Annotated in this window: 21 protein-coding genes; 10 read left to right on the forward strand and 11 right to left on the reverse strand. The window is 67.7% G+C overall.

The genetic code is table 11. From position 1 onward, the window contains the following. The first annotated feature begins 21 nt into the window (after nt 1-21). Entirely contained in the window at nt 22-1,137 is a 1,116-nt protein-coding gene (locus tag MIC448_RS04520; protein WP_051513143.1) for an AI-2E family transporter, read from the forward strand. A gap of 141 nt (nt 1,138-1,278) precedes the next feature. Here MIC448_RS04520 and MIC448_RS04525 read toward each other — a convergent pair whose 3' ends face one another. Together MIC448_RS04525 and MIC448_RS04530 are read right to left on the reverse strand one after the other, a co-directional pair. Then, the gene (locus tag MIC448_RS04525; RefSeq protein ID WP_036296619.1) at nt 1,279-2,592 is read right to left on the reverse strand and encodes a beta-propeller fold lactonase family protein; all 1,314 of its coding nucleotides are present in this window, start codon (nt 2,590-2,592) and stop codon (nt 1,279-1,281) included. A gap of 1 nt (nt 2,593) precedes the next feature. Continuing rightward, nucleotides 2,594-3,880: an adenylosuccinate synthase gene (locus MIC448_RS04530; protein ID WP_036296622.1), complete on the reverse strand. Its 1,287-nt coding sequence runs from the start codon at nt 3,878-3,880 to the stop codon at nt 2,594-2,596. A gap of 98 nt (nt 3,881-3,978) precedes the next feature. On the opposite strand from MIC448_RS04530, the gene MIC448_RS04535 reads away from it, so the two are divergent. Beyond that, complete coding sequence (locus MIC448_RS04535; protein WP_051513134.1) at nt 3,979-4,728, forward strand: Pr6Pr family membrane protein; 750 nt, start codon at nt 3,979-3,981, stop codon at nt 4,726-4,728. Nucleotides 4,729-4,737: 9 nt separating this feature from the next. Continuing rightward, nucleotides 4,738-6,180, forward strand: a complete 1,443-nt coding sequence (argG, locus tag MIC448_RS04540) for an argininosuccinate synthase (protein WP_036296624.1) — start codon at nt 4,738-4,740, stop codon at nt 6,178-6,180. A 4-nt stretch (nt 6,181-6,184) separates the two neighbouring features. Here the strand turns inward: argG and mnhG are convergent, their stop codons facing one another. From mnhG to MIC448_RS04575, 7 genes are all read right to left on the reverse strand, one after another. Further along, nucleotides 6,185-6,556, reverse strand: coding sequence for a monovalent cation/H(+) antiporter subunit G (gene mnhG / locus MIC448_RS04545; protein WP_051513136.1), 372 nt, complete (start codon nt 6,554-6,556; stop codon nt 6,185-6,187). Continuing rightward, on the reverse strand, nt 6,553-6,819 hold the full coding sequence (locus tag MIC448_RS04550) for a monovalent cation/H+ antiporter complex subunit F (protein ID WP_036296627.1): 267 nt from the start codon (nt 6,817-6,819) through the stop codon (nt 6,553-6,555). Before MIC448_RS04550 ends, mnhG begins: the two co-directional genes overlap by 4 nt. Then, nucleotides 6,816-7,403 (reverse strand): Na+/H+ antiporter subunit E, encoded by a 588-nt coding sequence (locus MIC448_RS04555; protein ID WP_036296630.1) that lies wholly within the window; start codon nt 7,401-7,403, stop codon nt 6,816-6,818. Before MIC448_RS04555 ends, MIC448_RS04550 begins: the two co-directional genes overlap by 4 nt. Continuing rightward, nucleotides 7,400-8,953 (reverse strand): Na+/H+ antiporter subunit D, encoded by a 1,554-nt coding sequence (locus tag MIC448_RS04560; protein ID WP_036296633.1) that lies wholly within the window; start codon nt 8,951-8,953, stop codon nt 7,400-7,402. Before MIC448_RS04560 ends, MIC448_RS04555 begins: the two co-directional genes overlap by 4 nt. Then, on the reverse strand, nt 8,950-9,489 hold the full coding sequence (locus tag MIC448_RS04565) for a Na(+)/H(+) antiporter subunit C (protein WP_036296635.1): 540 nt from the start codon (nt 9,487-9,489) through the stop codon (nt 8,950-8,952). The genes MIC448_RS04560 and MIC448_RS04565 overlap by 4 nt, the downstream gene beginning before the upstream one ends. Then, on the reverse strand, nt 9,489-12,413 hold the full coding sequence (locus MIC448_RS04570) for a Na+/H+ antiporter subunit A (RefSeq protein WP_036296770.1): 2,925 nt from the start codon (nt 12,411-12,413) through the stop codon (nt 9,489-9,491). The genes MIC448_RS04565 and MIC448_RS04570 overlap by 1 nt, the downstream gene beginning before the upstream one ends. Before the next feature lie 105 nt (nt 12,414-12,518). Beyond that, a complete protein-coding gene (locus MIC448_RS04575; RefSeq protein ID WP_036296637.1) occupies nt 12,519-13,616 on the reverse strand; it encodes a LacI family DNA-binding transcriptional regulator in 1,098 nt (365 codons plus the stop codon). 83 nt (nt 13,617-13,699) lie between these two features. Here MIC448_RS04575 and MIC448_RS04580 point away from each other — a divergent pair, with 83 nt between their 5' ends. Continuing rightward, entirely contained in the window at nt 13,700-14,980 is a 1,281-nt protein-coding gene (locus MIC448_RS04580; RefSeq protein ID WP_051513138.1) for an MFS transporter, read from the forward strand. A 6-nt stretch (nt 14,981-14,986) separates the two neighbouring features. On the opposite strand, the gene MIC448_RS04585 is transcribed toward MIC448_RS04580, so the two are convergent. After that, nucleotides 14,987-16,369, reverse strand: a complete 1,383-nt coding sequence (locus MIC448_RS04585; protein WP_036296640.1) for an LLM class flavin-dependent oxidoreductase — start codon at nt 16,367-16,369, stop codon at nt 14,987-14,989. Nucleotides 16,370-16,545: 176 nt separating this feature from the next. Between MIC448_RS04585 and MIC448_RS04590 the strand changes: the two genes are divergently transcribed. The 6 genes from MIC448_RS04590 to MIC448_RS04615 all read left to right on the forward strand — a co-directional run bounded on the left by MIC448_RS04590 (nt 16,546) and on the right by MIC448_RS04615 (nt 22,843). Then, complete coding sequence (locus tag MIC448_RS04590) at nt 16,546-17,568, forward strand: methionine ABC transporter ATP-binding protein (RefSeq protein WP_081766184.1); 1,023 nt, start codon at nt 16,546-16,548, stop codon at nt 17,566-17,568. Further along, the gene (locus tag MIC448_RS04595; protein ID WP_036296643.1) at nt 17,565-18,287 is read left to right on the forward strand and encodes a methionine ABC transporter permease; all 723 of its coding nucleotides are present in this window, start codon (nt 17,565-17,567) and stop codon (nt 18,285-18,287) included. The genes MIC448_RS04590 and MIC448_RS04595 overlap by 4 nt, the downstream gene beginning before the upstream one ends. A gap of 36 nt (nt 18,288-18,323) precedes the next feature. Further along, on the forward strand, nt 18,324-19,244 hold the full coding sequence (locus tag MIC448_RS04600; RefSeq protein ID WP_036296645.1) for a MetQ/NlpA family ABC transporter substrate-binding protein: 921 nt from the start codon (nt 18,324-18,326) through the stop codon (nt 19,242-19,244). A gap of 84 nt (nt 19,245-19,328) precedes the next feature. Further along, nucleotides 19,329-20,024 (forward strand): endonuclease NucS, encoded by a 696-nt coding sequence (nucS, locus tag MIC448_RS04605; protein ID WP_036296648.1) that lies wholly within the window; start codon nt 19,329-19,331, stop codon nt 20,022-20,024. Nucleotides 20,025-20,065: 41 nt separating this feature from the next. Continuing rightward, nucleotides 20,066-20,740, forward strand: coding sequence for an HAD hydrolase-like protein (locus MIC448_RS04610; protein ID WP_036296651.1), 675 nt, complete (start codon nt 20,066-20,068; stop codon nt 20,738-20,740). A 36-nt stretch (nt 20,741-20,776) separates the two neighbouring features. Then, nucleotides 20,777-22,843 (forward strand): bifunctional lysylphosphatidylglycerol flippase/synthetase MprF, encoded by a 2,067-nt coding sequence (locus MIC448_RS04615; RefSeq protein ID WP_036296653.1) that lies wholly within the window; start codon nt 20,777-20,779, stop codon nt 22,841-22,843. A 69-nt stretch (nt 22,844-22,912) separates the two neighbouring features. Here MIC448_RS04615 and MIC448_RS04620 read toward each other — a convergent pair whose 3' ends face one another. Continuing rightward, nucleotides 22,913-23,119, reverse strand: a complete 207-nt coding sequence (locus tag MIC448_RS04620) for a cold-shock protein (protein ID WP_036296657.1) — start codon at nt 23,117-23,119, stop codon at nt 22,913-22,915. Between the last annotated feature and the right edge of the window lie 231 nt (nt 23,120-23,350).

The following is a 23,350-nucleotide window of genomic DNA, read 5'->3' on the forward strand; positions in this document are numbered from 1 at the left end:
ACCGCCCAGTATGGTGTGACCATGAGCGACGCCACGACCGATCCCGTGCCCCCGGCATCCGACACGCCCGCGTCGGGGATCCGATCGTTCTGGGCACGCATCGACCAGCCCTTCACGGTCGGGTTCACCTTGACGCTCGGTGGCCTCGCGGCCCTTCTGCTCGGCCTGGCGGTCAGCAACCTGGCGACCGTCATCATCTACATCGTGCTCGCCCTTTTCGCAGCCCTCGGTCTCGAGCCGGTCGTCGACTGGCTGATGCGTCGCGGGGTCAAGCGCGGCTGGGCGATCGCGATCGTGTTCCTCGGTATCGCGCTGCTGCTCGTGGGCATCCTGTGGCTCGTGATCCCGACGGTCGTGCAGCAGATCTCGCAGTTCGTGCGCGACATCCCGGGTCTGATCAGCACCGCCGAGCAATCCGACTGGTTCGCCTACCTGCAGGGCCAGTTCGGCGCGGCCGTGCCCGACCTGCTGAACAACCTCGAGTCGTTCATCACCGACCCCGGCAACATCGCCGCAATCGGTGGCGGCGCCGTTCAGGTCGGGATCAGCATCGTCTCGGGAATTTCGGGCGCGTTCATCACGCTCGTGCTGACCCTCTACTTCATCGCGTCGATGCCGGCGATCAAGGCCGCGTTCTACCGCCTGGCGCCTGCCCGCAACCGCCCGGGCCTGCGCGACCTCACCGAGCAGATCACCGGGTCGATCGGCGGCTACTTGATCGGCATGGTCGTGCTGGCGACGGCCAACGCCATCTTCGCCTTCATCCTGCATCTGATCCTCGGCCTGCCCTTCCCGGCGCTGATGGCCGTGATTGCGTTCCTGATCACCCTGATCCCGCTGATCGGTCCCGTTCTGTACTGGATCATCGCGAGCGTCATCGCCCTGTTCTCCGACCCGCTCACAGCACTGCTGTTCGCCGGGTTCTACCTGGCCTATATCCAGATCGAGGCCTACGTACTGACGCCCCGCGTCATGAACCGCACGATCGAGATCCCGGGCGCCCTCGTGGTGATCGGCGCGCTCGTCGGCGGCACGCTGCTCGGCCTGATCGGTGCCCTGGTCGCGATTCCGGTCTCGGCGTCGATCCTGCTGATCATCAAGCAGGTGTGGGTGCCGCGCCAGGACGCCAAGCTCTAGCCGCTCTCGCTCTACCCCGGCGAAACACCCATTCTGCCCCGGAACACCCCGCGACACAGGGTGTTTCGGGGCAAATCGGGTGTTTCGGCGTGTGGGGCGGGCTGGCCCGGGCGGGTTGGCGGGGCGGACGGGCGCGGGGCCTCAGTCGCGGACGCGCAGGATGCGGGTCGGTGACGGAACGCTCGCCCGCTGCCGCACCTTGCTGGGCACACCAGTGCGGATGTCGAGCGAGAGCGACACGACATCGTCCGAGCGCTGCCCCGCGACGAGCAACGTGTCTCGCACGACCAGGTGATGCCGGGGCCAGGTGACCCCCGACTCGGCGAGCGCAACGGGCTCGAGGCTGCTGCCGTCGCCCACGACCCGCAGCACCGCGATCGTGTCGCTCCCCCGCAGCCCGGCATACAAGAACGCACGATCATGGGATGCCGCGAGTTCAGCACCCGCGTCATCCGGAAGCGTGAGCGCCGCGGCCGGGACGCTGCCGCGCACGCTCCACCGTCCTGCCCGGTCGGCGCCCAGCACGAACACCTCGGCCGAGTGCTCCGTCAGCACATAGGCGAAGCCGCTCGGGTGCACGACCAGGTGCCGCGGGCCCGACCCGCGCGGCAGGGTGACGTCGTGATCGGCCACCAAGCGACCCGCGGCTGTCCGCCACACCCGCACCAGGTCGAAACCGAGGTCGGTCGTGAGTGCTCGACCGTCGGGGAGGAATGCCGCCGCGTGCGCACGGGAGGTTCGTGCGGGCTGATCCGCGTCGACCGCGCGGGTCAGCAGTGTGCCACCATGCACATCGGGCTCGGTCGGTCGGTCGTGATCAGGGATCAGGTGGGCGAACTCGGCGCCGGCAGCCGCCCGTAAGGCCGCCGCGGCGTCGGCGAGTCCGATCGCGGCCTGGCGCCGGTCGGCATCCCGGTCGGCCGGCACCCCCGACATCCGCTCCTCGCGTCGTTCCGCCGCCACCCGCGGGTCTTGGGGTTCGTCGTCGACATCCTCGCGAGGCAGATCGCGCGGGTCAGCGCCCACGACGCCGTACGGATCGCGCGCCGCCTGCGCAACCGCGCGTCCGGTCGGGCGTCCGCTGCCATCGAGAGCGATCCGCACCACCCGGCCATCGCCCCAGCAGCTCGCGAGCAAGTACTCGCCCCCAGGGCTGACCGCGATGTGGCACACCGCCTCGCCCGCCTCGACAGACGGACCGAGGCCGGTGAACGACGTGTCCCCGGTTCGCGCCAGCGCGGCCACCCGCCCCTCACCCTCGAGCGCCGCATAAACGACGTCCAGGCGGGGGTGGGCCGCGATCCACGACGGCGACGCGAGCGCCGGACGCACCGCACCGCGAAACGAGAGCGGGCCGGATGCGAAGGGGGAGCCATCCTCGCCCGCGGTCAGCAGGCCGATGCCCTCGGCAGTGCCTTCCATGTCGGAGGAGTACCCCCCGACCCAGAACCGCATGTCAGTCCACGAGGTCGTGTCGCACGATGACCTGGTCGCGCGCGGGGCCGACACCGATCACCGAGATGCGCGTGCCGCTCATGCCCTCGAGCGCCAGCACGTAATCCTGCGCCGCAACCGGAAGGTCCTCGAACGTGCGCGCCTTCGAGATGTCTTCCGACCAACCCGGGAAGTACTCGAGGATCGGCGTCGCGTGGTGGAAGTCCGACTGGTTGACCGGAACCTCGTCGAATCGCTCGCCATCGACGTCGTACGCGACACAAACGGGAACCTGCTCGAGACCGGTGAGGATGTCGAGCTTGGTCAGCACCAGGTCGGTGATGCCGTTGATCCGCGTCGCGTATCGCGTGATGGGGGCGTCGTACCAGCCAACGCGGCGCGGGCGACCCGTGGTCGTGCCGAACTCGAAGCCGCGCGAGCGCAGCCAGTCGCCCTCGTCGCCGAACAGCTCGGTGGTGAAGGGTCCGGAGCCGACGCGGGTCGTGTACGCCTTGACGATTCCGACGATGCGATCGAGTCGGTTGGGGCCCACGCCGGAGCCCGTGGCGGCGCCGCCGGCGGTGGCGGACGACGACGTGACGAACGGGTACGTGCCGTGGTCGACGTCGAGCATCGTGGCCTGGCCGCCCTCGAAGACGACGACATCGCCCGCGTCGAGCGCGTCGTTCAACAGCAGTCCGGTGTCGGCGACCATGGGCCGCAGGCGGTCGGCGTACGACAGCATGTCCTCGACGACCTCGTCGACCGAGATCGCGCGACGGTTGAACACCTTCACCAGGAGGTGGTTCTTCTGATCGAGCGCTCCCTCGACCTTCTGCCGCAGGATGTTCTCGTCGAAGATGTCCTGCACGCGGATGCCCACGCGATTGATCTTGTCGGCATACGCCGGACCGATTCCGCGTCCCGTGGTGCCGATCTGGCGCTTGCCGAGGAAGCGCTCGGTGACCTTGTCGAGCGTGCGGTGGTACTGCGTGATGATGTGCGCGTTGGCGCTGACCCGGAGCTTCGACGTGTCGACGCCGCGGGCGGCGAGCGCGCCGAGCTCGGCGAAGAGCACCTCGAGATCGACGACGACACCGTTGCCGATCACCGGGATGACGCCGGGCGAGAGGATGCCCGAGGGCAGCAGATGCAGCGCGTACTTCTCGTCGCCGATGACAACGGTGTGGCCGGCGTTGTTGCCGCCGTTGAATTTCACGACCCAGTCGGTACGCTCACCGAGCAGGTCGGTGGCTTTGCCCTTGCCTTCGTCGCCCCACTGCACGCCGACGATCACGATTCCTGGCATGGTGGGCCCCCGGATTTCTTGTCAGGACGGTAAGACACCATCCTATCGAGGTCGTCCGGCACCGATCGGGGACGCGAGGCCGCCGCTAGTGTTTGGCCATGTCTTCCACCCTGCTCCGATCCGCGGCCTGGTCTCAGGCCTGGGCGGTCGTCCGCATCCTGACCGCCATCGTGGGCATCGCCGCCGTCATCGCCCAACTCGTCCGTACGGTCTCGAACGCCGAGGCCGCGACGACGGAATACGGCCACCAGATCGGCACGGTCATTGCGAACTTCCTGAGCTTCTTCACGATCCAGTCGAACGTCGCCGCCGCCGTGACGCTCACGATCGGGGCGATCCTGTTCTGGACGCGTCACGCACGAACGGATGTCGAGCCGCGCTGGTTCGCCGTTCTGCTCGCCTGCGTCACCACCTACATGGTGATCACCGGCATCGTCTACAACCTGCTGCTGCGGGGCATTCAGCTGCCGCAGGGTGAGACGGTTGCCTGGTCGAACGAGGTGATGCACGTTGCGGTGCCCATCGTGCTGGTGCTCGACCTGTTCCTCGCCCCGCGGCGACGAGCCCTGCCGTGGCGTGCTGTGTGGATCATCGTCGTCTATCCGATCGCGTGGGTCGTCTACACCCTCGTGCGCGGCCCGTTGGTCACCTCTCCCGCCAACGGCGAGCCGTATTGGTACCCCTACCCGTTCCTCAATCCCCACAATCCGGCGCTCCAGCCTCCCGGCTACGCGGGGGTCGCGGTGTACGTCGTCGCGATCGCCCTCGCGATCATCGCCGTCGGTCTGCTCGTGGTGTGGGTCGGTCGCCGACGGGCGTCGTCTCGGGCAGACCGCGCCTCTCAGTAGACTCGAAGGATGTCGAAGGTCCTTCAGTCCCTGCCCGTCGGCGAGCGCGTCGGCATCGCCTTCTCCGGTGGCTTGGACACCTCCGTCGCCGTCGCGTGGATGCGCGACAAGGGCGCGATCCCCTGCACGTACACGGGCGACCTCGGCCAGCCCGACGAGCCGGACGTCGAGGCGATCCCCGGTCGGGCCCTCGAGTACGGCGCCGAGGTCTCGCGCCTGGTCGACGCCAAAGCCGCGCTCGTCGAAGAGGGCTTCAGCGCGATCGCCTGCGGCGCCTTCCACATCCGCTCGGGCGGCCGCACGTACTTCAACACCACGCCGCTCGGTCGCGCCGTGACGGGCACCCTCCTGGTGCGCGCGATGAAGGAGGACGGCGTCGACATCTGGGGCGATGGCTCCACCTACAAGGGCAACGACATCGAGCGGTTCTACCGCTACGGCCTGCTCGCCAACCCCCGCCTGCGCATCTACAAGCCGTGGCTCGATGCCGACTTCGTCACCGAGCTCGGCGGACGCAAAGAGATGAGCGAATGGCTCGTCGCCCACGGCTTCCCGTACCGCGACTCCGCCGAGAAGGCCTATTCGACCGACGCGAACATCTGGGGCGCGACGCACGAGGCGAAGACCCTCGAGCACCTCGACGTGTCGCTCGAAACCGTCGAGCCCATCATGGGCGTGCGGTTCTGGGACGAATCCGTCGCGATCGCCACGGAGGACGTCACGATCACGTTCGAGGCCGGACGGCCCGTCGCGATCAACGGCCGCGAGTTCGGCGACCCGGTGGAGCTCGTCCGCGAGGCGAATGCGATCGGCGGACGCCACGGTCTCGGCATGAGCGACCAGATCGAGAACCGGATCATCGAGGCCAAGAGTCGCGGGATCTACGAAGCCCCCGGCATGGCGCTGCTCTTCACCGCCTACGAGCGCCTGGTCAACGCGATCGTCAACGAGGACACCCTCGCGACGTATCACGAGCAGGGTCGCCGCCTCGGTCGCTTGATGTACGAGGGCCGCTGGCTCGAGCCGCAGTCGCTCATGCTGCGCGAGTCGATCCAGAAGTGGGTCGGGTCGACGATCAGCGGAACCGTCACGCTGCGCCTGCGTCGCGGCGAGGACTACACGATCCTCGACACCACCGGCCCCGCCATGTCGTACGGTCCCGAGAAGCTGTCGATGGAACGCGTCGGCGATGCCGCATTCGGTCCGACCGACCGCATCGGCCAGTTGACGATGCGCAATCTCGACATCGCCGACTCGCGTACCCGCCTCGAGCAGTACGCCGCCATGGGCATGATCGGCGGAGCAACGGCGGCGCTCGTCGGCAACCTGAAGGCCGGCGAAGCGGACGAGATCACCGAGCACGCGGCGCCCTTCGACGCCGACCGCGAACGTCTCGCCGACGCGGTGGACGAGGCATCCGAGGCCGCCGCGTTCGACTCCGGCACCGACTGAGTCGTCAGCCGCCCGCGGCCGGGGGCGTCTCGCGCGAGTCGCGCAGCTCGTCGACGACGAGCGCACCCTCGTCCAGCGTGCCGTTGCGGTAGGCCGCTCGGCCCACCATGTGCGCCGACAGCGGTGCCGTGGCGAGCTGGATCAGAAATACCGGGACGACGAACGCCGCGACGGGCCATGCCCGCAGAGACAGCGCGATCGCGATGCAGATCAGCAGCAGCCCGAGAACCTGCGGTTTGGTGGCCGCGTGCAGGCGGCTCGGAACGTCCCGGAAGCGCAGCAGACCGATCGATGCGGTCAGGCACAACAGGGCGCCGATCAGGACCAGCACGAGGGCGGTGGTGTCGGCGATCGCCAGCCAGTCGAGGTCCGTCATCTCGGGTTGTCCCTTCGCGCGACGAAGCGGGCGATCGAGATCGACCCGAACACACCCACGGCCGCGATGATCAGCAACACGGGCAAGGACCGTGTGTGGTGATTGATCACCATGTCGGCCCCGAGTATGCACATGATCTCGGTCAACAGGACGTCGCTCGCGACGACGCGGTCGAGGATCGAGGGCCCGATCACGATGCGGATCAGCGCGAGCAGCGCCGCGATCGCGAAGACCACGAGGATGATGACGACGAGCACGTTCATACGGTGGCCCCGCCCTGTCGTGGGGTGTCGACGGTGGCGTCACGAATGACGCGCAGTTGCTCGCGCGAGCCGACGGCTCGGACGATCCGCGCCTCCCAGCCGAGCACGGCTCGTCGCTGGTGCTCGACATCCGCCTCGTTACGCACCCCGATCACGTGCAGGTAGAGCACACGACGATCACGGTCCGCCTCGAGGATGATCGAGCCCGGGATGAGCGATGCCGTGACCGCGGTGTGGGTCATGATCAGGTCATCGTCGGTGCGTAGCGGGACGGCGATGACGGCGACACCCGGTTGGCGGCGCACGTCCAGCACCTGCCACGCGACGAGCAGAGAGCCGCGCACGAGCGCCGCGAGGAACGTCGTGACGAAGACCAGGCCGTACCAGGGGTTGAGCCGCCCAGACAGGTCGACCGGCGGCAACCGGAAGATGCGCGTGACGACGATCGCGACGATGAGCCCCGAGAAGAACGCCAGCCACGTGAACTGACCCCAGAGCAACATCCACAGCGCGATCAGCCACCCGAAGAACGGCAGCTGCGCCCAGATGTGGCGCGCGTGCGAGGCGCGGGAGTCGGGGCTCACGGTGCGGCCTCCTCATCGATCTGAGTGATGGTCACCGGATGCGTCAGCACCTCGCCGGCGCGCATGCAGATGTCAAGCAGTGGCCCGGCGAAGATCGTCAGCGCGAGCGTGACCGCGACCATCCCGCCGGTCGCCGCCGTCATGATGCGCGGGATGACGCGCCGTTCGGTCTCGACGGCCGCCCCCGTCGACCGCCCGAGGTACGCGATGCGAGCCTCGGTCTCGGTCGAATCCTCTTCCTCTCGCCAGAACGACAGGTTCCATGCGCGCATGAGCGCGTAGAGCGTCAGCAGGGAGGTGACGATGCCGCCGACGATGAGCACCATCATGACCGGCGTACCGACCTGCGCGGCCGCGTCGAAGAGGGCGAACTTGCCGACGAACCCCGAGAAGGGTGGCAGGCCGCCGAGGTTCACGGCGGGGATGAAGTAGAGCACAGCGATGACAGGTGCGGCCCTCATCAGACCCTTGACGCGCAGGATCGACGTGCTGCCGGCCCGGCGTTCGATCAGTCCGACGGCCAAGAAGAGGGTCGTCTGGACGATGATGTGGTGGACGATGTAGTAGATCGTCGCGCCGTAGGCCGCAGCGGTGCCGATCGCCAGCCCGAAGATCATGTACCCGACGTGGCTGACGAGCGTGAACGACAGGATGCGTTTGAGTTCCGCCTGCGCGACCGCGCCCAGCACCCCGACGATCATGGTCGCCAACGCGATCACCATCAGCAGCATGTTGATGTCGCTGTTCGGGAAGATCTGGGTCTCGGTTCGGATGATCGCGTAGACGCCGACCTTCGTCAGCAGGCCCGCGAACACGGCCGTGACGGGGGCGGGCGCGGTCGGGTAGGAGTCCGGCAGCCAGAACGACAGCGGGAACACCGCGGCCTTGATGCTGAAGGCGACGAGCAGCAGCATGTGCAGCACGAGCTGGACGTCCTGCGGCAGCTCGCCCATCCGGGCCGCGATCTGCGCCATGTTGACGGTGCCGAGCGATGCGTAGATCGCGGCGATCGCCGAGAGGAACAGGATCGACGACACGAGCGAGACGACGATGTAGACGACGCCCGTCCGGATGCGCGACTCGGTGCTGCCGAGCGTGATCAGCACGTACGACGCGACCAGCAGGATCTCGAACCCCACGTACAGGTTGAACAGGTCGCCCGCGATGAAGGCGTTGAAGATGCCCGCCGCGAGGATCAGGTACGAGGGGTAGAAGATCGAGACCGGCGTCTCTTCGTCGCCGTCCGCCGCGCCCTGGCCGATCGAGAAGAGCAGGACCGCGATCAGCACGATGCTCGACACCAGCACGAGCAGCGCGGCGAGGGGATCGACGTAGAGCACGATACCGAACGGGATCGGCCACCCGCCGACCGAGACCGCGATGGGGTCGCCCTGATCGACGGTGTACAGCAGGATCGCGGCGATGACGAGCACCGCGACCAGGGTGACGACCGACACCATCACCTGCAGGCGTCGACGACGCCCGAACACGAGCGTGAGGGCGGCACCGATGAGCGGCAGCGCGACGAGGAGCGGGACCAGCGAGCTCACGAGTCCTCACCCCCCTCGCGTTGACGTCGCGCGGCAGGCTTGTCGGTCGGTGCGTCGTCCACGAGACCCGGGAAGTCGCGGCTGTGCAGAACCGTGATCGGGGCGGTCTCGACACCCACGAAATCGGTGGGCGCCTCGGCATCCGTCGATCCCTCGTCATCCATCGCGTCCTCGGACTGGACACCGCGCTCGCGCAGGGCGACATCTTCTTCGTCGTCCATGACCGTGTCGGCCTGACCGAGCTGCCAGGACCGATAGATCAGGGCCAGCAGGAACGCCGAGATGGCGAAGGTGATGACGATCGCGGTGAGCGTGAGGGCCTGCGGCAAGGGATCGGACATCTCGGATGTCTCGCCCGACCCGAAGAACGGGGCGATTCCCGGGGGTCCCATCACGATCAGCAGCAGCAGGTTCGCCGCGTTCCCCAGAAGCAGGAACCCGATCAAGACGCGCGTCAGGCTGCGCTCGAGCATCGCGTAGACGCCGCACGCGAAGAGCGCGCCCATGACGATGATGAGGGTCAGCGAAACATCCATCAGCTGACCACCTCCCCGGTGCGCGCGGGCTGGCTCTGTCGGTCGACCTCGGCACCCAGGCTGCGCAGCACGTCGAGCACGAGACCGACGACCACGAGGTACACGCCGACGTCGAAGATCGTCGTCGTCACGAATTCGACGTGTCCGAGTATCGGAAGCTCGGCCTCGACGAACGCGCTCGTGAGCGGCGGAGCACCGAAGAAGAGGGGGACGACGGCGCAGGCGACGGCGATCGCCATGCCCGCCCCGAGCAGGCGGCCCGCATCCGTCGGGGCGGCCGCTCCCAGCTCGTACCGTCCACCGGCCACGTAGCGCATGACGAGCGCCATGCCCGCGACGAGCCCGCCCGCGAACCCGCCACCCGGCAGGTTGTGGCCGGCGAAGAGCAGGTAGATCGAGACGACGATGATCGTGTGGAACAGCACGCGCACGATGACCTCGAGGATGATCGAGCGATTTTCGGGGCGCATCCGCTGGCCACCGACAAGCCACGTCTGCGGGCTGCCCGCGTTAGCCGCGGACTGCGGGCGCGGGCCGGCGAGCGTCTCGACCAGCGGACGACGCCGGCGGCGAGCGGGCATCGTGGGCACGCCCGAGGTCAGCCGCTGCAGATTGTCGGCGCGATCGGTGACGAAGACGAGGGATGCGACTCCCGTTGCCGCGAGCACGAGCACCGAGAGCTCGCCCATCGTGTCCCACCCACGGATGTCCACCAGAGCCACGTTCACGACATTGCGCCCGTGTCCCAGCTCGTAGGCGAGCGGCGGCCACGATTCCGATATCGGTGCCTCGATGCGCGCGCCGGTCGCGATCGCGGCGACCATGGCCATCGTCACGCCGACACCGATAGCCAGGATGGCTCGCGGAACCCGGGCGACGGAGGCGTTGTGATCGCCCATCTGCGCGGGGAGGCGGCGCAGCACCAGGGCGAAGGCGACGAGCGTAACGGTCTCGATGAGGATCTGCGTGAGGGCGAGGTCGGGCGCCCCGCTCGTGGCGAACAGCAGCACCATGCCGAGCCCCGTCACCGACACGAGCACAACACCGGTGTACCGCTTGCGGGCGAGCACCGCGGCGATACCCGCGGCGATCATGAGGGGCGCGGCGACGAGCTGGATGGGCGACTGCCACGCATCGAGCTGCGCGCGCCACGTCGGTGAGGCGAGCATCACGGTCGTCTCGGCGGCGACGAGCACCACGAAGATCGTGCCGACATAGATCGGGAGCGAACCGCGCTGCGTGAGGGTCGTCGTGGCGACCGAGAGGCGGTCGACCTGACGAACGACCTCGTAATAGACATCCGACGCCGTGAATCGCACGAGTCTCCGACGGGTATCCCACCGCGTCGCCTGCGCGAGAGCGAAGACCAGCGCACCGCCGACCAGCGTCGCGAGCGAGAGGAACAGAGCGGGCTCGAGCCCGTGCCAGAGCGCCAGGTGGTAGGCGTACTCGGGGGCCGCGACTCCGGGCGTCGAAGCCGGCGCGGTGTCGGCGTAACCCTGCAGCGCGACATCCAGCCACGGTGCGGCAAAACCACCGACGATCGACAGACCCGAGAGGACGATGGGAGCCGCGAGGAAGCCGATCGGCGGGTCGGGCCACTCGGTCACCGGCACGTCCCGCTTACGGAAGAACGCGCCCCACAGGAATCGGATGCCGTAGGCGACCGTGAACACGGATCCGATCAGGATGCCGATCAGAGCAACGAGGCCCCAGGCCGAGCCGCCCTGAGCCTCATCGAGAAGGGCCGTGAGCACGCCCTCTTTCGCGACGAAGCCGAGCGTAGGAATCACCCCGGCCATCGATCCGATCGCGATGAACGCGAAGGTCGCCATCACGGGAGCCTGACGGCCGAGGCCCGACAACTCCGAGATATCGCGCGTGGAGAGCTGGCGGTCGATGACACCGACGATCAGGAACAGGCTGGACTTGAACAGCGCGTGCGCGAGCAGCAGCGCAAGGCCGGCGAGCGCCGCGTCGCGCGTTCCGAAGCCGAGGACAACGGTGAGGAACCCGAGCTGGCTCACGGTACCGAAGGCGAGGATGCGCTTCAGGTCACGTTCGCGCAACGCCTGGATGCCTCCGATCAGCATCGTCAGCACGCCCAGCGAGATGACGATCGGCCGCCACGGCGGGGCATCCGCGAACACGGGCGAGAGGCGGGCAAGCAGGTAGATCCCGGCCTTCACCATCGCGGCGGCGTGCAGATACGCGCTCACCGGGGTCGGGGCGGCCATCGCGCCCGGCAGCCAGAAGTGGAAGGGGAAGATCGCCGACTTGCTGAGTGCGCCGACGAGGAGCAGCACGAGCGCGGCATCGACCACCGGCCCGCTCGGCGCGATCTCGAGGATGCCGGACAGGCTCGACGTACCCGTGTCGACGACCAGCAGCACGACCCCGATCAACATCACGAGTCCGCCGAGGGTCGTGACCAGGAGGGCTTGGAGGGCGGCGCGGCGACTCCAGGCCCGGCGGTGGTAGTACCCGATCAGCAGGTACGACAGGATGCTCGTGATCTCCCAGAACATCACCAGCACGACGATGTCGTCCGTCAGCACCAAGCCGTACATCGTTCCGGCAAATGCGAGCAGCACCGCCGCGAACTGTCCGAGGCCCTCCGGCTTGTCGCGGAAATACCAGCGGCAATAGAGCAGCACGAGCGCGCCCACGCCGGTGACAACGAGGGTCATGACCCACGCGAGCGTGTCCATGCGCATCGACAGCGAAATGCCGAGCGCGGGAATCCACTCGAACGACTCGAAGGGCGTCCGATCCGCGATGACGTCGGGCGTCCTCAGAACCGCCTCGACGAACGCCACCGCCGCCATCGCTGCGGCGATGTAGAACGCCCGCGATCCGAGGGTCCGAACGAGCCACGGCATTGCCAACGAGATGACGGCGAACGCAGCGAGGATCAGCAGCACGGGCGTCTCCTCGGTCATGTCGGCCGGGGTGGCTCAGGGAATGGACAGTGGTCCTATCTTACGGTGCTACGACGCGCGGACCTCGAACAAGTCCTCGGGAATCCCTCAGCCCGGCGGAGGACCCGTCGTGTTGCCCTGCCGGAACGTGCAGGTGAAACTGATCGACGCGGCATCCAAACCCTCGATCATCCGCGTGACGATCGTGCCCGCGGCACGTCCCTTCTCCGCCGCGGGTTGCACCAGCGTGGTGAGTTCGTACGGGGCGAATCCGTCGACGGTGATGCCGTCGAATCCCGTCACGCTGACATCTGCCGGCACCGACAGACCGAGTTCTTCCGCGGCGCGGACGACGCCCGCCGCGAGCAGGTCGCTCTGCGCGATGACAGCGGTGGGACGATTGTGCGCGTCGGACAGGATGCTTCGGCCGGCCGCGAGCCCTTCGTCGATCAGGCTGCCGCCCGCCGCGTAGACGCGAACCGCGGGGAAGACGTCTCGGGCACCGGCGAGTCGTTCGCGCGTGACATCCACGACGGGGACGCGGGAGTCATCCGGAGCGACCCATCCCCGCCAGCGTCGCGCGTCGAAGGGCAGGGTCAGCAGCACGACGTTCTCGTGACCGAGCGAGCGCAGGTGGCGCGCGGCGTGGCGCTGGGCCTCACGATTGTCCAACTCGACGCGCGGGATACCGGGGCCGGCATCACCTTCGATGACGACGACGGGGATTCCCCGGCCGCGAACGGCCTCGAGCGAGTCTGCGAGACGTCCGCTGCATCCGACCAGCACGACGGCGTCGACGGGGGCAGAGCGCAGACTCGGCGCCGACTGTGCGGGGTGCGCGGCGCCCGCGCCCGACCCATCGACGTCCGGAGAGATTCCGGCATCATCGCGAAGCAGCAGCAACCCGGCTCCGAGCGGCGAGACCCCCTCGGCGAGCCCGTCCATCATGACCGCCTTGATCGGATCACGAAAGGCTGCGCCGAGGTGTTCTTCGAAGACCACGCCGACGATGCCGCTACTCCCGCGACGGAGCGACGCGGCTCGAGGGTCCGGGCCCGTGTACCCGAGCGACGCCGCGGCCTCGAGAACACGGGCGCGGGTCGCATCCGTCACCGAGGCTTTGCCGCTGAAGACCACGGACGCGGTCGACGGCGACACCTGAGCAACACGCGCGACATCGGCGATCGTGGGCCTTCCGGCAGCCATCGCTCCTCCGGGTTCGGGATTGGTCCACCGATGGTACCCCGTACGGGCCGGGCAGCGTCGAATCGATTCGATAGACTCTGCCCATGTCCGAACTCGCCGCACCCCTCGACCACCGCGCCCTGTTGCGCTGGCGCACGGCGGTCTTCGCCATCTTCACGGCGAGCGGACTCTCGATCGCCACGTGGGCGTCGCGGGTTCCGGCCATCAAAGAAGCCCTCCAGATCGACAACATCCAGATCGGCTTCGTCCTGCTCATGGCGGGAATTGCCTCGATCGTCGGGCTGTCGCTCAGCTCGATCGTGCTCGCGCGTTTCGGGGCACGCCGCGGCATGTTCGTCGCGATGATCGTCATCGCGATCGGCGTCGCGATCATCGGAATCGGCACGGATGCCCTGGGCTCCTATGGGGCCGTCGTACTCGGCCTCGCCCTCTTCGGCCTCGGCAACGGATCGCTCGACGTCATGATGAACGTCGACGGCGCCGTGATCGAGAAGCAACTCGGCAAGACACTCCTCCCGCTCTTCCACGCCTTCTTCAGCTTCGGAACCGTGCTGGGCGCGGGCATCGGTGTGCTCGCCGTGACGTGGGGATTGAACGTCCTGGTCCACACCGCGGCCATGGCCGGGGTGATCCTCGTCATCGCATTCGTCAGCATCGCCAACGTGCCCGCCCGGATCGTGGCCATGGACCCGACGCCGTCGGGTGAACCGCGCCGCGACTGGCGTGCACGCCTGCACGAGTCCCTGTCGGCGTGGCGCGAACCGCGCACCTACACGCTCGGCATCGTGATGCTCGGCATGGCCTTCGCCGAGGGCGGCGCGAACGACTGGCTCGCGCTGACCGTGGTCGAGGGCCACGGCGCCAGCCAGGCGCTGGGTGCGGCGGGGCTCGCGGTGTTCTCGGTGAGCATGACCGTCGTGCGCATCGCGGGCGGGCCGCTGGTCGATCGGTTCGGGCGCGTCGCGACCCTGCGCGTTCTCGCGGCCGCGGCAACGGTCGGTCTCTTGCTCTTCATCCTCGCGCCGTCGATCCCCCTCGTCTTCGTCGGTGCGGCGCTCTGGGGCGCGGGCGTTTCGCTGGGCTTCCCGCTGGGGATGTCGGCAGCGGCCGACGACCCAGCCCGCGCCGCGGCCCGCGTCAGCGCCGCCGCGACGATCGGCTACATCGCGTTCCTGTGTGGGCCGCCGCTGCTCGGGTTCGTCAGCGAGCACATCGGTCTACTCAACACCCTCTACATCCTGGTCGCGCTCATCGTTGCATCCGGCTTCGCGTCCGGAGCCACCCGCCCACTTCCGGGAGCGCACGTCGGCGAGGGTCGGCGCCACGAAAGCCCGGCGGCATCCGACGACCCGTCCACGCTGTAGCGACTCTCACGAGATCGCGAGAGCACCCACCCGATAGCCCGCACCCTTGTGCTCGGAGGGCAAGCGATCGCCGTTGCCGTGCAGCTTGTGGCGCAGCGTTCCCTCGACGTAGGAGGTCGGGTACGCACCGCGGGCGCGCAACTCGGGGATCACGTACGTCACGATGTCCTCGAAGGTGCCCGGCGTGATCGCGTAGGCGAGGTTGAACCCGTCCACATCCGTTTCGGCGACCCACTCCTGAAGCTGATCCGCGATCTCTGTGCCGGACCCCACGAGCGTGGGGCCGAGCCCACCGATGGCGCTGATGCGAGCGATATCCCGCACGGTGAATGTCTCACCATTCTCCGCCGACTCCTGGTAGTTCGCGATGACGGACTGGATGGCGTTGCTCTTGACGTTGCCCACCGGCTCGTCGAGCTCGTACTGCGACAGGTCGATGCCCATCCATCCGGACATGAAGACGAGGGCGCCCTCGTGGTTCGCGTACTGCAAGAAGTCCTCGTGCTTGGCCTGTGCTTTTTCGGGAGTCTCGTCGGTGATGATCGTCAGCAGCGTGTAGATCCGAGCCGAGTATCGATCGCGACCAGCGGCCTCGAGGGCGTCGCGGATCTTGCTTACGGTGTTTTTCAGAACGGCCTTGGTGGGGGCGGCGACGAAAATCGCCTCGGCATTGCCCGCGGCGAACTCGATGCCGCGTGAGGAGGCACCGGCCTGGTAGATCACGGGCGTGCGCTGCGGCGACGGCTCGGAGATATGGATCCCCGGGACGGTGAAGTACTTGCCCTCGTGGCCGATCTCGTGGACCTTCTGCGGGTCGGTGAAGACACCTGACTCGCGGTCGCGAATGACCGCGTCGTCTTCCCAGGACCCCTCCCACAGTTTGTAGAGGACCTCGAGGTACTCGTCCGCGTGCTCGTAACGCTCATCGTGCTCGAGCTGATCGTCGTTGCCCATGTTGCGAGCAGCGGATGGCAGGTAACCGGTCACGACGTTCCATCCGACGCGACCCTTCGTCAGGTGATCGAGCGTCGACATCCGGCGAGCGAACGGATAGGGGTGCTCGTACGCGGTGCCGGCCGTGACGCCGAATCCAAGATGCTCGGTCACCGCGGCCATGGCCGAGATGAGAAGAACCGGGTCGCCCACGGGCACCTGGGCACCATGCCGGATCGCGGCTTCGTTCGTGCCGCCGTACACGTCGTAGGTGCCGAGGACATCGGCGATGAAGATGCCGTCGAAGTTTCCGCTCTCGAGCAGCTGGGCAAGCTCCGTCCAGTAGCTCAGATCTTTGTAGTTCGCTGAGCGATCGTCCGGATGGCGCCACATGCCCGAGGACTGGTGGGCTACACAGTTCATGTCGAAGGCATTGAAACGGATCTGTCGAGTCATCGGGCAATCGTCGGGCACGCCGGCAGCTCACGCCAGCGCAGACAACACAAAACGTCACACGGCTACGCACTGCGTCACATGGTTACCTACGGCGTCGTTTCGGCTGTCCCGACGTTGCGTGGCGCCCTTACGGTCGGCGGCATGCCTCCTATCAACCAACCAGGGCCGGCGACGCGATGATTCGTCTCGAGCAGCTCACCAAGACCTTCGGGACCGCGACAGTGCTCGACCGCCTCGACTTCGCCGTCGCGTCCGGCGAGATCTTCGCGGTCGTCGGCCCGAGCGGCGCGGGCAAGAGCACCCTCGCCCAGTGCGCGACCCTGCTCGAGGCGCCGACCTCGGGGGCCGTGATCGTCAATGGCGACAATCTCTCCCACCTGAACGCCAAGCAACTGCGCGTCGCCCGTCGCAGGATCGGCACGATCTTCCAGCACGACGGTCTTTTCAGCCGTCGCACCGCCGCCCAGAATGTCGCGCTGCCTCTGGAGTATCTGGGCGTCACCCCTGTCGAGTCGAAGCGCCGAGTGGCCGAGCTGCTCGATCGCGTCGGTCTCGCCGCCAAAGCGGGCAGCTACCCGCACGAGCTGTCGGGCGGCCAGCGCCAACGGGTCGGCATCGCACGTGCCCTCGCGCTCCGCCCCCGTGTGCTGATCTCGGACGAGGCGACGAGCGGGTTGGACCCCGAGGCGACGGCGTCCGTGGTCGAGCTCATCAAAGAGCTCCGCGACGACCTAGACCTGGCGATCATCTTCATCACGCACGAGATGGACACTGTTCGCAGCATCGCCGACTCCGTTGCGCGTCTCGATCACGGACGTATCGTCGAATCCGGGCGCCTCGTCGAACTCCTGCACGACGCCGACTCAGAACTCGGGCGCGCGCTCCAACCCCGCCGCGCACACGCGGTCGCCGGAGAGTCCGAATCGACCTGGGTCGTGTCGTATCGCTCCGCGCACGTCCCGACGGACTGGATGTCGCGGCTCGGCGAGACTCTGGGCGTTCCCGTGTCGCTGCTCGGCGCGTCCGTCGAGGTGCTTCATCAGTCGACCGTCGGTTCTGCGGTGATCGGTGTCGCCCACTCCGACGGCGAGCGTGTGCGGCAAGCACTGGAGGACCTCGGCCTGGATGCTCGACCGGAAGAACCGGTCCGCGCGGGTGTCCCCTCCGGGGCGGTTGCCCCCGAGGCGGTGTCGTCATGAGGCGTATCGACAATGTCCCCCTCGCGGACATTCCCGCCCTCATCTTCCCGGCGCTTCTCGACACACTGATCATGGTCGGGATCGTCATGGCCATCGTGGTCCTCGTCGGAATCCCGCTCGGCGCGCTCGTGCACAATCTCGCGCCACACGGCCTCTTCCCGCGGCCGCGGCTGCACGCCGTCCTGAGCGGAATCGTCAGCATCGGTCGCTCGCTGCCGTTCCTGATTCTGATGGCCGCGATCGTTCCGTTCACGCGATTCGTCACGGGCACCAACATCGGAATCGCCGCCGCGGTCGTCCCGATGTCGATCGCTGGCATCGCCTTCTTCACCCGCATCGTCGAGAACTCGCTGCGGGGCGTCCCGACCAACCTGGCGCGCGTCGCGACGGCGAGCGGCGCATCCCCCCTCCAGATCATCCGCACCGCGCAGCTGTCCGAGGCCGTTCCGAGCATCATCGGCGGCATCACGATCAACACGATCGCGATGATCGAGTACTCCGCGATCGCGGGCAGCATCGGGGCGGGCGGAATCGGATACGTCGCGGTGACCTACGGCTATCAGCGCTTCGACAACGGGGTCATGTTGGCCACGATCATCGTGCTCGTTCTGCTCGTCGCGGCCGTGCAAAAGCTCGGCGACACCTTCGTCTTCCTCACGACGCCCCACGCCCGCACGCGGCGTTCTCTTCAGCCGAGTCGTCTTCAGCCCACCCCCTAGCCCCAAACTCGCACAACACCCCAGGAGATATCTGCCATGACAACGACACAGGACACCCGCACCACACCGCCGAACGACAACGACCACGGGTTCGCGGTCAAAACCCGTCGGCGCTGGCCATGGATCGTCGGCGGCGCGGCCGTTGTGGCCGTGATCGGCGCCGCCGTGGTGGTGCCGCTTCTCAACCCGACCCAGTCCCCCAACGAGATCGCTGGGGCAACGCTCGAGATCGCCACCGCCGAGGGCAACGCCTCGGAGCAGGCGCTCGTGGAGTTCATCGCGAAAGAGGTCGCTCCCCGGTACGGCCTCACGATCGCCTTCCGCGGTCTGGCCGACAGCAACACCATCAACCGCGCCGTGAGCGAGGGCGAGGTCGCCGGCACGATCTACCAGCACAAGCTCTGGCTCAGCCAGGTTCTCGAGGCCAACCCGGACTTCAGAGAGACGGCCGCGGTTCCCGTCTTCCGATGGGGCTTCGGCGTGTGGTCGGACAAGTACGACGACATCAGCGAGATCCCGGATGGCGGAAAGATCTCGCTCTACTCCGACCCCGCCAACGAGGCACAGGGTCTCTGGGTCCTTGAACGCGCGGGCCTGATCACCCTCGATCCATCGGTCGACAAGGCTTACGCCACGCAGGACGACATCGTTGCCAACCCCAAGAACCTCACGTTCGTCTTGCTGGACTTCGCTGCCCAGTCGCGAGCGCTTCCCGATCTCGACGCGGCAGTGGGCTACACCGAGTATTACCTCGCGGCGCAGATCGACATCGACAAGCAGATCTACGCCCCCGCCGCACCCGACGAGTTCGCGGGACAGCTCACGATCGGCTCGGACTACGCCGAAACCGACAACATCAAGAAACTTGTCCAGGCATTCCAAGACCCGGCCGTGCAGGAGTTCCTCCGCACCGACCCGTCGGTCAAGGACATCCTGCTGCCGATCGACGCACAGTAGCCATCGCCGGGGGGCGGGTTCTCAGCCCGCCCCCCGGGCACCTTCGTGGCAAGGCACGGGGGCACCGACGGGTACCGTGGACGGGTGCGTCTCGTCATCGCCCGCTGCTCCGTCGATTACTCCGGCCGTCTCAGCGCGCACCTACCCCTCGCCACCCGTCTTCTCGTTCACAAGAGCGACGGGAGTCTGCTGGTGCACTCGGATGGCGGCAGCTACAAGCCGCTCAACTGGATGAGTCCGCCGTGCTCGCTGGTATCGCAACAGCCGGGCGACGATGCCCGCGAAGCCGGCGTCATCGAGCAGTGGCGTGTCACGCACGCCAAGTCGGGCGATGCCCTGCTGGTCAACATCTACGAGATCATCCACGACACGTCCCACGAGCTCGGCGCCGATCCTGGCCTGCAGAAGGATGGCGTCGAGGCCGACCTGCAGCGGCTGCTCGCCGAGCAGGTCGAACTCATCGGTGACGGCGTCACGCTCGTTCGACGGGAGTTCCCGACGGCGATCGGGCCGGTCGACCTGCTGCTGCGAGACCCCGCCGGCGGAACGATCGCGGTTGAGGTCAAGCGTCGGGGAGACATCGACGGCGTCGAGCAGCTCACGCGCTACCTCGCCCTGCTGGGTCGCGACCCTCACCTGGCACCGGTGACGGGCGTTTTCGCCGCGCAAGAGATCAAGCCGCAGGCGCGCGTCCTCGCGACGGACCGAGGCATCCGCTGCGTCACCCTGGACTACGACGACATGAAGGGCATCGAGTCGGGGGTCCCCCGCCTGTTCTGACCCGTCCGGGCGGATCAGCGGCTCCCCGTAGGCTGAATCTCATGCCCGACATCTGCCCCTGGTCCTGCATCCTCTGGGATGTCGACGGAACGATCGTGGATGCCTCGGACGGCATCCTGCGCCGACTGACCATCACGCTCGAGCACTTCGGCCGACCCGCGCCGACGCGCGCCGAGCTGGTGCACTGGATCGGTCCGCCCATGTTCGAGTCCTTCCAGGCCCAGGCCGGGATGTCGCCCGAAGAGGCGACGACGGCGGTCTCGTGGTATCGCGAGCTCGGGGCCCGCGACGGCTACACGACAGGGGCGCGGACCTTCCCCGGCATCGTCGACCTGATCCACGATCTGCACCGCGATGGGGTTCCCCAGGCGACCGCGAGCAGCAAGCCCGAGAACCAGGTGCGAGAGCTGATGCAGTTCTTCGGGCTGACGGACGACTTCACCACCATCGTGGGCGCAACCCCCGATGAGCGGACACTGAGTGCCAAGTCCGACATCGTGGCCGAGGCCCTGCGCCGGCTCGAGGCCGCGGGAGTCGACACGTCCCGACCCGTGCTCATCGGCGACCGACACCACGACGTCGAGGGCGGCGCGGTGCATGACGTGCCTGTCATCTTCGTGCGCTGGGGCTTCAGCTGGCCGCACGAGTCCGAGGGCGCCTCCGCCGTCGCGGATGACATGGACGCCCTCCGCGCGCTCCTGCTTCCCGGCGCGTAGGGCGCCGGGGCGGGCATCCCTCGCTACCCTGACAGCGTGAGCGACCCGAAACATCCGCACCCCGCACGCACCTTCGCGCGGCTCGTCCGCGCCATGCCCGGGACGCTGACGCTGCTGGTGTTGATCGTCGTGGTCGGCATCGTCGGGCAGGGTCTCTGGCGCCCGGTCACCGAACAGCCCTGGTTCGAGGCGGTCGCGTACGGTCTGCCCGCGCTCGAAGCGGGTCGGTGGTGGACACCCTTCACGGGCACGTTCTTCGTCGCGCATCCCGTCGTCTACATCCCCACGCTTCTCAGCCTCGCCGGCCTCGGCTTCCTGGAGATGAAGCGGGGTACGCGCATCGCGCTGCTGTACTTCGGTTTCGGTCAGCTCTTCGCGATCTTCGCCGCGGCGGCGTTCCTGATGTTCGGCCGCCTCCTGCCCTGGCCCTGGGCGATAACCCTCGCGGGGCAGCTCGATGTCGGCGCGTCCGGCGGAACGATGGCCTGCATCGCCGCCTCCATCGGTCTGCTCGCGGCGCCGTGGCGCCAGCGCGGCTGGGTCATCGTCTTCGCGTATGCGGCGATCAGCCTGTTGCTGCTGGGTTCACTCGCCGATGTCGAACACGCCTTCGCGATCACGCTGGTGCTCGTGATCGACCGTTCGTTCCGCATCCAGCGCACCACCGTTCGCGAACAGCGGCTGCTGGCGTTCGCGGTGATCCTCTCGCTCGCGGTCATCCAGATCCTGTCGCTGCTGCTGCCCACGAACGGGCCGTTCGGGCCGACCGCGCCGCTCGATGGTCCGTGGCTCGACGTGGCGATCGACACGGTCGTGGTGCTGCTCGTGTCGCGCGGGCTCCGTCTCGGTCGTCGGTGGGCATGGATTCTCACCGTCCTGTGGGCCGGTGTGAACCTGCTGGTCGCCGCCGCGATCATCACCCTGTTCGCGCTCTTCCCCGCCGAGGTCTACGACGTTTATGGCGACCCGGATGTCGCACTCGCCACCTCGCTGCTGTGGGCGCTGTTCTTCGTCTACCTCATCATGGCCCGTCGGGCGTTCCGCGCTACCCGCCGCCGACGCATCGGTGAGGGATCCGCGGTATCGACCGACAATGTCCGCGCACTGATCCGCGCGGAGGGCGGCGGCAACCTCTCGTGGATGGCAACGTGGGAGGGGCTTCGCTACCTGCGCACCGGCGACGGCATGGTCGCCTTCCAGCCGCGGCTCGGGGTCGCGATCGCTCTCGCCGATCCGCTCGGGCCCCCGGCATCCGTCCCCGATTCTGTGAGCACGTATGTCCGTACAACCGAAGGCCAGGGACTCATCCCGTGCTTCTTCAGTTGCAGCCAGGTCACCCGGGATGCGATGCCGGACGGATGGCGCGCGCTGATCATCGCGGATGACACGATCGTCGATCTGCCCGGGCTAGAGTTCACCGGCAAAGCCTGGTCGTACGTGCGCCAGGCGCTCAACAGGGGCGAGCGCGACGGGATGACATTCCGACTCACGACGCTGGCCGAGGAGCCCTGGGGCGTGCGTCAGCAGTTGCGCGCGATCTCGGAGTCGTGGGTCGGCGACAAGGGCCTGCCCGAAATGCGGTTCACGCTCGGCACCCTGCAAGAGGCTGCGGATCCCGACGTGCGTCTGGCGCTCGCGATCGCCCCGAATGGCGACGTCGACGGCTTTCTGTCGTGGCTGCCGGTCTACGGACCCGGCGGCGCTGTGCACGGCTGGACCCTGGACCTCATGCGTCGCCGCGAGGGCGGCTTCGGGCCGGTCATGGAGTTCTTGATCGGATCGTCCGCGCGGGACTTCGCGGCGGAGGGTGCGCTGACGCTCTCGCTATCGGGCGCACCTCTCGCGCACGAGGTGACACCGGACGAGGGCGCGATCGCCCAGTTGCTGGGTTCGCTTTCGAGCGCGCTCGAGCCCGTCTACGGGTTCCGGTCGTTGCACCGCTTCAAGACGAAGTTCAATCCGCGCTACGAGCCCATCTACCTGCTGTACCGCGACGAGGGAGACCTGACCCGGATCGCGGCGGGGCTCACGCGCGCGTTCCTGCCGGACGCGACCCTCCGCCAGTTCGCCGCTGCCGGAGTCGACATGCTCCGCCACGACTGAGACCACGCCGGAAAAGCAGAACGCACCCCAGAGCGTGAGCTCCGGAGTGCGTCCTTGTGTGATTCGCCCTTAGACGGGGCGGATGTTCTCGGCCTGCAGACCCTTGGGGCCCTGAGCCGTCTCGAACTCCACGCGCTGGTTCTCCTCGAGCGAGCGGTAGCCGCCCGCCTGGATAGCGGTGTAGTGCGCGAAGACGTCGGCGCCACCCTCATCGGGGGCGATGAAGCCGAAACCCTTTTCGGCGTTGAACCACTTGACGGTTCCCGTGCTAGACATGCCTTGCCATTCTCTTCAGCCGCGCTAGCCGGAGCCACGCGGGTATAGTCCGCGAGTCCGAAGATCCGCGGGGTTGTGGTACCACGCTACCCCGATCAGGGCAACATCGCGCAATGCCTTCGGAAGAAGGAGACACAAACGTTGCCCGAACGTGACCACGGAGGTCCTCTCGCGGGCCCCGCTCCTCGCGAGGAAGGCGACCCTCACTGCCGGTACCTTGCGCCCGTGCGT

Origin of the sequence: Microbacterium sp. C448, assembly GCF_000582705.2 — a bacterium.
Classification (GTDB): domain Bacteria; phylum Actinomycetota; class Actinomycetes; order Actinomycetales; family Microbacteriaceae; genus Microbacterium; species Microbacterium lacus_A.